Origin of the sequence: Bacillus sp. SIMBA_005 (assembly GCF_046535585.1) — a bacterium.
In the GTDB taxonomy this organism is placed as follows: domain Bacteria; phylum Bacillota; class Bacilli; order Bacillales; family Bacillaceae; genus Bacillus; species Bacillus pumilus.
This window is the reverse complement of record NZ_JAWRWI010000624.1, coordinates 1-262: the sequence shown is the minus strand read 5'-3', so window position 1 is coordinate 262 and position 262 is coordinate 1. Positions and strand designations below refer to the sequence as shown.

The window sequence follows — 262 nt, the reverse complement described above, 5'->3', positions numbered from 1 at the left end:
CTGCCGATGTTCATTTAGTCGGTAAGGAGATTGTACGGTTCCATACCATTTACTGGCCAATTATGCTGATGGCTCTGGATCTTCCGCTGCCGAAACAGGTATTCGCGCATGGCTGGCTTTTGATGAAAGACGGAAAAATGTCGAAATCAAAAGGAAACGTTGTAGATCCGGTTACATTAATTGAACGCTATGGTTTAGACGAGCTTCGCTATTACCTGCTTCGTGAAGTGCCGTTCGGATCTGACGGTGTTTTCACGCCGGA

The 262-nt window shown here is 46.6% G+C and carries 1 protein-coding gene; it reads left to right on the top strand.

The genetic code is table 11. The annotated features are described in order from the left end of the window. Positions 1 to 262: class I tRNA ligase family protein (locus SB660_RS21580; protein WP_410584461.1), on the top strand; the 262-nt coding region annotated here is incomplete at both ends.